The sequence below is a fragment of the Gemmatimonadota bacterium genome, assembly GCA_039715185.1.
Classification (GTDB): domain Bacteria; phylum Gemmatimonadota; class Gemmatimonadetes; order Longimicrobiales; family RSA9; genus DATHRK01.
Genome location: JBDLIA010000008.1, coordinates 61,551 through 69,840 on the forward strand (window position 1 = coordinate 61,551; position 8,290 = coordinate 69,840).

The following is an 8,290-nucleotide window of genomic DNA, read 5'->3' on the forward strand; positions in this document are numbered from 1 at the left end:
CTCCGGTGGCCGGAGAGAGCCTCATCGGTCCCCCTCCGTCAGCCACTGGGCCACGTAGGGCCAGCGCCACACGACCTTGTCGCGCGCCAAGAAGAAGGCGTCCTCGTGCCCTCCGGCTCCGTCGGCCCCGCTCGACAGCGACGCCGCCGGCTCCCGCTGCGGGGGGGGCGGCTCCGCCGGTGCCGCGGCGGCGTCCCCTCCCGGGCCCTCGGCTTCTTCGGCCCCGCCGCCGGCCCTGTCCTCCAGCCCGACCACGAGGCCGGCCGCCAGACGGGAGCGCAGGCGGTCCTCCAACCCCGCTATCTGCGCCGGCGGTACGGTCCCGGTGAACGCCAACTGCGCGCCGCTCCTGAGCAGCGCGTCGAACAGGTGGAACAACTCCTCCTGGGCGCGTTCGGTATCGGCCAAGATGTCCACGTCCTCGAGCAACAGTGCGCCGGCGCCGCGGAAGCGCGCTCGCCACTCCTCGACCTGGTTGCGCTCGAGGGCCTGGATCAGCTCATCCGCGAACGCCTTGCCCGACATGAACGCCACCGGCCGGTCCGGATTGCGCTCGGCGATGCGGTTCCCCAGTGCGCCGAGCAGCGCGGACCGAACCGGCGAGGCGTGGCCGTGGACGTACAGCGGGTTGTAGCGCGAGCCGGGTTGTTCTGCCGCCGCGCGGGCGGCGCGCAGAGCCAGGCTGCCGTCATCCAGCTCTACGCGCGCGAATTGATACTCCGACGGGGGGGCGGGCAGCGGTTGACGCCGCTGCCGCACGGCCGCGAGCATGGCCTCGGCGTCGCCGATCCGGTCCGGATCGCGCAGCACACCCCAGTGCAGCTCGGGTGCGCCCGGATCCACCGAACGGATCTGGGCGTCGATTTCCCGCAACCGATCCACGTCGGCCTCGAAGGCGCGCACCGCTTCCTCCACTTCGGACGGGCCGTGCGATCCGTGCAGGAGGGCCTCCAGCCGGCTGGTGCGGTAGCCGTCCGCCTCCCACCTCATGACCGCCCCCGCGAGCTGTTGATCCTCGGCGGAGCGGGACACGACCGTGTCCATCGCGAGCGACACGTCGGCCACGAAGTCGCCGAACTCCGACTCCCCCTTCGGCTCGGGACCCACGCCCACGAGGCGCCCCGCTTCATCCGTCCCAACGACGCGTTCCTCGAGTTCCTGAATGGCGAGCACCCGGTTCAAGGCGCCCTGGAGCTCGCGCACGTTGGAGAAGGTCGAGCGTGCCAGCAGCTCGGCGACACCGTCGGCCAGTTCCTGGGCCTGCTCCTCGGCCTTGCGGCGCACGATGGCGACCCTGGTCTCCAGGTCGGGGGCACCGATGTCCACTATGAGGCCGCCCGAAAAACGCGACAGGAGCCTGTCGTCCAACCCGTCGATCTCCTGCGGCGGCCGGTCGCTGGTCAACACGACCTGTCCCCCGCGGGCCGACATGGCGTCCCACACGCGGATCAACTCCTCCTGCGTCCTGCGTTTCCCGGCCAGGAACTGCACGTCGTCCAGGATGAGCAGACCCACGTCCTGGAAACGGGCGCGGAACGCGTCGCGGTCTCCGGCCTCGATGGCCTCCATCGCCCGATCCATGAAGCGTTCGAGCGTGTCGTAGACGACCTTGAGCGCCGGGTGGTCCAAGCCGGCCTGGTGGCCGATCGAGGTCACGAGGTGCGTCTTGCCGAGCCCGGAGCCGCCGTAGATGAACAGCGGGTTGTACGACGACCCGGGCGACTCCGCCACGCGCTTGGCCGCGGCCACGGAAAGACGGTTGCCGGTACCCACGACGAAATTGTCGAAGGTGAACGAGGGAACGAGGTCGACCGAGTTCACGACCCCACCCCCTGCCCCGCGGTCGGCGCCGGCACGATCGGCTGCCTATACCGGTCGGAAAGTCGCCGTAGCACGAGCTCGCTGGCCGTTCTCAGCGTTTCGAACACGCCCTCTCCGCTAATGGCCGTAGCGGCGTACTCGGGCACGCCCCGGAAGTTGAGCACGTCGCTGAGCACCTCAACCGGCAACGCGTCCGGCAGGTCGCGCTTGTTGTATTGCATCACCAGCGGCACCTCACGCACGTCCAGGCCCTCGGCGGAGAGATTCTCGTGCAGGTTACGCAGGCTGGTCACGTTCTCCGCGAGCACGCGCGGCTGCGAATCCGCGACGAACACGACCCCGTCGGCGCCTCGCAGCACCAGCTTTCGGGTCGCGTCGTAGTAGACCTGCCCGGGCACCGTGTAGAGCTGAAGCCGAGTCCGAAACCCCGAGATGGATCCCAGATCGAGGGGGAGAAAATCGAAGAACAGGGTGCGGTCGGTCTCCGTGGCGAGGGACATCATTTCGCCCGTGCGGCCGCGCGGCAGCCGGCCGTGCACGTGCTGAAGATTGGTCGTCTTGCCGGATCGCCCTGGCCCGTAGTAGACGATCTTGCAGGTGATCTCGCGGGTGGAGTAGTTGACCAGCGACATCGGCTATCCGCGCTCTCCCATCACCCGTCGAACCCCGGCCTCCAACTCGTGCTCGAAGCGGCTCGCGTCCCGCACGGAGCTGGCCCCGCCGAGCTCCCGGATCTCCCGGAGCTGGTCGCCGAGCCGGTCGCTGAACAGCCGCACTATCCCCAGCGATGTCGCCCTGTCGAAGATGGCTACGAGGATCAAGTCGGAGCCTCCAACTTCGTGCGGCGCCAGCAGCATCTGCTGGGTTCGTCCCTGGTTGTGCAGGTGAGTCCACCTGCGTACGCCCGTCATGTCCGCGAGGGCACCCGCTGCGGCGTGGGCGGCCGCCGCCAGCGAAGCCACGTTAGTAACCTCGTAGCCGCGGCTGAATCCCTGCTGGGCGAGAAGCTGGCCGCTGGCGTTCACGAGCACGGCCGTGCGCACCCTGCTCTCGCGCACGAACTCGCGGAGGGGCGCGCGCAGCCGCTCGACGAGGACAGCCAGCTCCTCCTGCGTTCTCACGCGAGCGCCTCTACCGCGCGGCTCGCCTCCACGCTCAACGATGCCAGCTGCGCGTCGGGAGCGGCCAGCGCGACGATGAGCATCTCCCCGGCCCCCGCGACGTGCAGGTAACCGCCGCTGGCGGCCAACTGCAGCGTGCGCAATCGCCCGGCGCCGGCGAGGTCGCTGCCGCGCGCGGTGCGCCGGAACAGCTCCGCCGCGAGCGCCGCAGTGGCGTTCCCGTCTACGTCGGAGTCGACCTCCATGACTACCGGCACGCCCATGTCGGCGTCGACCAGCAGGGCGGCGCGCACGCCGTCTACCCTGAGCAGCCGCTCCAGCGCGCGTTCGTATGCCTCAACCACGGTCTTCTCCCAGGAACGCGCGCGCGATCTCGGACGCCGCGCCCGCGGTGTGCAGCACCCAGCCGGTCGGCGCGACGCCGTCGGCGGTTATCAGGACGGCGTGCCGCTTCCCCACAGGACCCAGGTGGGCGGCCGCGTCGTCGGTCTGCATGTGAACCCCCCGCCAGGCGCCCAGACCCAGCAACTCGGCCGTCCGCTCGGCCTCGCCGGCGGCCCCCCGCAACGCCGCCCCGGCGGCGTCCGACTCCACGGCGGGAGTTCCGAGTCGACCGCCTATGACGAAGCCGGCGCCGTCGACCAGGAGCGCGCCGCGAAACGGGCCGTTTCCGGCCAGCTCCTCGAACAGTCGCCCGGGATCACGCGCGCTTGGCGCCGCGCTCGCGGGGGAGTCTCCCTGGCCGGCGGGCGCTGGCGTGGGGGTCGGGGTCGACCGCGTGTCGGCGACCGGGCCGGGTGGGGGCGCGGGGGCCGGCGGACGCGACGCCTCGCTTGCGGCCGCCTGGTGCCCCAGGAGCGGCCCGGAGGGCGCCGCCTGCGCTGTCTTGCGCGCCACCAACTCGAGCGCCTCCCGCGTGAGCGCGTCGGCCGGGCGACGAGCGGCCGCGCGCTCCAGGTATGCGGTGGCCCCGAGCAGGTCGCCACGCTCCAGGCGCACGAAGCCCATGCCCCGGTTCGCTTCGAAGTGCGCGGGGTCCAGCCGCAGCACGACCCCCCACTCGTCGAAGGCCTTCTCGCGTTCCCCTCGCTCGAGATGGAGCCGCGCCAGGAGCGCGTGTGCGCCGGCGTGGTCGGGCCGCCGCTCCAGGCCACGCAGACACACGCGCAGCGCGCCGTCCAGGTTCCCCTGCCGCCGGTACGCGTCGGCCAGGTTCACGAACGTCGGCGCACCCGGATCGCGGGCGACCTCCAGGCTCCACCGCTGCACGTCAGCGGGCGCGGGCTTCGTCATCGTCCTCCTTGGGATGAATCGGCAGTGGACATCGTGAGGCGTTCGCGCTCCGGGGGATAGGGGCCGTCTCGCAGCACCGAGCTCAGCGCCCGAAGCGCTTCGGTGCCGCGCAACGCGAGCGGCGCCCGCTCGTCGCCGTGCCCGAGCGCCAGAAACCACTCCCAGGCCTCTCCGGCCCGCTGGAGATCCCCGATCCGGGCCGCCGTGAAGCCCAGCTGAAAATGCGCATCCGCCGATGTCGGCTCCAACCCGACGGCCTGCGCGAACGCCTCGGTGGCCGCGCGCATGCGCCCCTGGGCTGCGAGCGCCCTGCCCACAAGCAGGACCGGCTCGAACCGCCCGGGGTGACCCGCCGCGGCCGCCTGGGCCTCGCGCTCCGCTCCGCGCCAGTCCCCAGCCGCCAGCATCGTCTCCGCCGACGCCAGCGCTGCCTCGAGTTGCTCGGCGCCGGGCTCCGCCTGCGCGTGTTGGATCTCGACCACCCCCGTCGCGATCAGGCCGTAGACGATCTTGGCGACGGCGAACGTCCCACGCCCCACGGTCGCGGCCACGCGCCGCAAATCGGCCGCTCCATCGACGGCGGCGAGCACCGCCCATTCGTCGGGCCTGAGGTCCAGCGTCGTGTTGCCCGGAGGCGCGTCCGAAAGCACCGGCACCGCCTCCATGGTGGGAATACGTGCCTCCAACCGACTCCACTCGTCGATCCGACGCGCGCCTTCCATCAACATCGACTCCACGCGCACCAGCACGCCCGTGGCGTCCGTCGCGGGCTTTCCTTCAACGAAACGGAACTCGCCCTCGCGCCATCCCAGCAGGTCGTAGACCGATTCCTCCATGTGGAAGCGGAGTTGGCGCTCCAGCTCCTCTTCGGACACGCTGCCCATCTCGACGAGGACCTGTCCGATGAGCTGTCCCGGGCGCTCTTTTTGTAGCGACAGGGCGCGCTGCAACTCTCCCTCCGTCAGCTTGCCCGCCCGCACCAGGTGCTCCGCCAAGCGCCGAACGGGGCGCTTGCGACGCACCAGGTAGAGGGCCCCCTCGCTGAAATGCAGCTCCACCTCGTCGCGGTGCCGCTCGGAACGGATGTGCAGCAACCCGCTTTTTTTTGTCAGGTCCAGGAGCTGGAGCACGTCCTCCAGCCCGAGTTCGTGAAGCGGACCCTCGATCGCCATCAGGCGGCTCCCACGTCACGCGGAGCCACGCCCAGGCCGTCCAGAGCGTCGCGAGCACGCGCGTGGCCCGGGTCGAACGCGAGGACCCGCCGAAACGCGGTTGCCGCGTCCTCGACGCGATCCTGCGCGGCCAGGTACTCGCCGAGCCGGTGCAGCCCGTCCAGGTGGTAGGGGTCGGCCGACAGGAAGTCTGCCAGGGTAGCGATCGCGCCGGACGGGTCGCCCGTGCGCCGCAGCAGCCTGGCGAGGGTGATCGCCGCATCTGCGTAGCTGGGGAGCGCCTCCAGCGCGGCCCGCAGGGTGGCCGTGGCTTCCTCCTCCCGGCCGACCGCGGCCAGCGCCCGCCCCAGGCCGGTCATGGCCGCGGGGCTGTCGGGCTCCAGCGACAGCGCCAGGCGGAAGAGTCGCTCGGCGTCCGGCCCCTGCCCCGACGCCAGGCGGGCGTGGCCGGCGTCGAGCGCCGCCCCGGCGCGGTCCTCCACGCCCTCTTCCAGCGCGCGTTCGAGCGCCTCGGCCGCCTCGGCCGGGCGCCCGTTGGCCGCGAGCGCCTGTCCGTGCACGCGCAGCGCCGACGCGGCGTCCCGCGCGCCCGCCAGCTCCGTGGTGACCAGCAGCGCCTCCGCGGCCCGGTCGAGTTGAAGGAGCGAACGGGCGCGCCCGAGCTCGGCCGCTATCCGGGTGGCCTCCGGTAGGTCATCGCCCGCTTCGACCGCGAGCAGAGCGTCGAAGCGCTCCAGTGCTTCGCCGGCGAACCCCTGGCGCAGGAACGCCTCCGCCCGCACCAGCAGCACCTCGGCGCGCGGCGCCCCGCGCTCGGCCGCAGCGCGTGCCGCCCCGTGCACCTCGTGCAGGTCGCCGCGGGCGAGGGCTCGCCGTGCGACGGCCAGCGGGTCTGCGGGACGATCCGCTTGCCGGGCCGGATCGACGGCGGCCTCGCTCCGCGCAACTCCCTCGGGCGTTGCGGCGACGGCCGCCGTGGCCGGGTCTCCGGCGGTCCCTTCCGCGAGCGCCAGCACGAAGGGCGAGGGCGAAGTGTCCGCATCCGTCCTGTCCTGCGTCGGCGAGGCCGTCTCGGCCGCCGGCCGCTGCAGGGACTCGAACACATCGGCCAGCGCTTCAGACTCGAAGCGAAACTCCTCGACTCCCCCCTCCCCCGCCACGCGCCGTTCCGCGGCCAGCTCCGGAGCGGGGACCCCGGCCTCCTCGAAATGAAGGTCTATGAGAAGCCGAAAACGCGGCGCCGGGAAGAGTGGGTCCAGCTCGAGCGCGAGCCGCGTTTCGCGCAGCGCGCCCTGGTAGTCTCCGAGGGCGGACAGCGCGAAGGCGAGTTGATACCGGGCCTCGGCCAACTCGGGATCGAGCTGAACCGCGTGGACCAGCGCCGAGCGAGCCTCGTCCATGCGCTCGATCGCGAGCAGCGCCGTGCCCAGGCCGGCCCACCCCGCGGCTGAGTCGGCGTCGTGCTGGAGCGCCGCGCGGTAGGCCTTCTCGGCCGCCTCGTGCCGCCCCGTCCTGGTCAGAGTCAGCGCGTGATTGCGCCAAACCTCCGCGGGGGCGTGGGGCTCGTCCAGAGCCCTGCCGAAGACACGCTCCGCTTCCGCGGGGTCGTCGGAGTGGGCCCGCACCACGGCCAGGTTGTTGGCGGCCAGAACGTAGGATCCGTCCAGTTCCAGCGCCTTGCGGTATCCGCGCTCGGCGCCCTCCAAGTCACCGATCTGGTGTGCCGCCACACCCCGCTCGTTCCACAGCTTCGGACTACCGGGTTCGATGTCGATGGCCGCGTCGTATAGCGGCAGCGCCTGGGCCCCATCTCCCCGCAGCAGGTGGAGCTCCGCGTGGGCCTGCCGAACCAACAGCGCGTCCTCGCCCCGCGCGGCGGCGAGGTCGAACTCGCGCTCGGCCTCGGCCAGTAGACCCCGCTGCCGAAACGCCAACCCGAGGTTGTAGTGCGCCAGACCACCTTGGGCCAATTCCGGCGTCTCTTCGCGCTGGCCGACCAGCTCCTCGTAGCGAGCCGTATTGTAGGCGTCCAGCGACAGATTGGCCTCGGCCCGGCCGTAGGTCGGGTTCAGCTCTTCGGCGCGGGCCGCGGACGCCGCCGCCTCCTCGGCGAGTCCGATATCCCCGTAGACGAAAGCGAGCAGGTGGTGCGCGGCCGCCAGGCTCGAATCCAGCTCGAGCGCCCGCTCCAGGCGACTCCGTGCCTCCGCCGGGCGCGCCAGGTGGTACAGGATCTCGCCTCCCTGTAGCTCCAGGCGGGCGTCTCGGACCCCGCGGGCGCGGGCCGCCTCGATGGTCCTCAGGGCGCCCTCCCGGTCCCCCCTGCCGGCCTGTGCGCGAGCCAGCGCCAGCGTCGTCTCGGGATCGGCGGGAGAGCGTTCGACGAGCCCGGACCAGTGGCGGACCGCGGCCTCGTAGTCGCCCGTGCGCTGACACGCCCGGGCCAGGCGCCGGCGAGCCTCGCCGTCCTCGGGATCGGTCGTCAGACGCAGCTCGAGCTCCGCCGTCAGGCGATCGATGTAGCCGTCATGGAAGTAGGCGATGCGGAGATTGCGTTCGGCCACGCCCATGCGCGGATCCACCTGGAGGGCGCGCTCGAAGGCGTCGATCGCCTCCTCCAACATGCGCTTCTTGAAGTAGACCACGCCCAGATTGTTGTGCGCGCCGGCGTCCCGCGGATCGATCCGATCCGCGAGCGCACGCAGGATCTGTGAGTCCCGCTCTGAGCGCTGGGCGCTCGGCCCCGGCTCGGTCAACTCGCGGCTCTCCCCCGCATCGGCAACCGGTGTGCCGGCGCGGAAGTCCCGTGTGCACCGAGGCGCGTGATGCGCCCGCGGGGCAAGGCGGAACGACGCGCCGTAGCCGTCGCTACGGCAAGGAGTT

At 71.9% G+C, this 8,290-nt stretch carries 7 protein-coding genes; all 7 read right to left on the bottom strand.

From position 1 onward, the window contains the following. Window positions 1–21 precede the first annotated feature (21 nt). Window positions 22–1,821 (bottom strand): DnaA/Hda family protein, encoded by a 1,800-nt coding sequence (locus ABFS34_02980; GenBank protein ID MEN8374393.1) that lies wholly within the window; start codon window positions 1,819–1,821, stop codon window positions 22–24. Continuing rightward, window positions 1,818–2,453, bottom strand: a complete 636-nt coding sequence (locus ABFS34_02985) for a gliding-motility protein MglA (GenBank protein MEN8374394.1) — start codon at window positions 2,451–2,453, stop codon at window positions 1,818–1,820. The genes ABFS34_02980 and ABFS34_02985 overlap by 4 nt, the downstream gene beginning before the upstream one ends. A gap of 3 nt (window positions 2,454–2,456) precedes the next feature. Further along, window positions 2,457–2,942: a roadblock/LC7 domain-containing protein gene (locus tag ABFS34_02990; GenBank protein MEN8374395.1), complete on the bottom strand. Its 486-nt coding sequence runs from the start codon at window positions 2,940–2,942 to the stop codon at window positions 2,457–2,459. Beyond that, entirely contained in the window at window positions 2,939–3,286 is a 348-nt protein-coding gene (locus ABFS34_02995; protein ID MEN8374396.1) for a roadblock/LC7 domain-containing protein, read from the bottom strand. The genes ABFS34_02990 and ABFS34_02995 overlap by 4 nt, the downstream gene beginning before the upstream one ends. Further along, on the bottom strand, window positions 3,279–4,235 hold the full coding sequence (locus tag ABFS34_03000; protein ID MEN8374397.1) for a tetratricopeptide repeat protein: 957 nt from the start codon (window positions 4,233–4,235) through the stop codon (window positions 3,279–3,281). Before ABFS34_03000 ends, ABFS34_02995 begins: the two co-directional genes overlap by 8 nt. Next, window positions 4,232–5,407 carry a DUF4388 domain-containing protein gene (locus ABFS34_03005; protein MEN8374398.1) on the bottom strand — a complete coding sequence of 392 codons (1,176 nt, stop codon included), beginning with the start codon at window positions 5,405–5,407 and terminating at the stop codon, window positions 4,232–4,234. The genes ABFS34_03000 and ABFS34_03005 overlap by 4 nt, the downstream gene beginning before the upstream one ends. Beyond that, the coding region (locus ABFS34_03010) for a tetratricopeptide repeat protein (GenBank protein MEN8374399.1) at window positions 5,407–8,290 on the bottom strand (2,884 nt) is incomplete at its 5' end. The genes ABFS34_03005 and ABFS34_03010, both read right to left, overlap by 1 nt.

Coding starts and splice junctions, on each gene's coding strand:
- ABFS34_02985 (MEN8374394.1), bottom strand. CDS start 2,453: ATGTCGCTGGTCAACTACTCCACCCGCGAGATCACCTGCAAGATCGTC.
- ABFS34_03000 (MEN8374397.1), bottom strand. CDS start 4,235: ATGACGAAGCCCGCGCCCGCTGACGTGCAGCGGTGGAGCCTGGAGGTC.
- ABFS34_03005 (MEN8374398.1), bottom strand. CDS start 5,407: ATGGCGATCGAGGGTCCGCTTCACGAACTCGGGCTGGAGGACGTGCTC.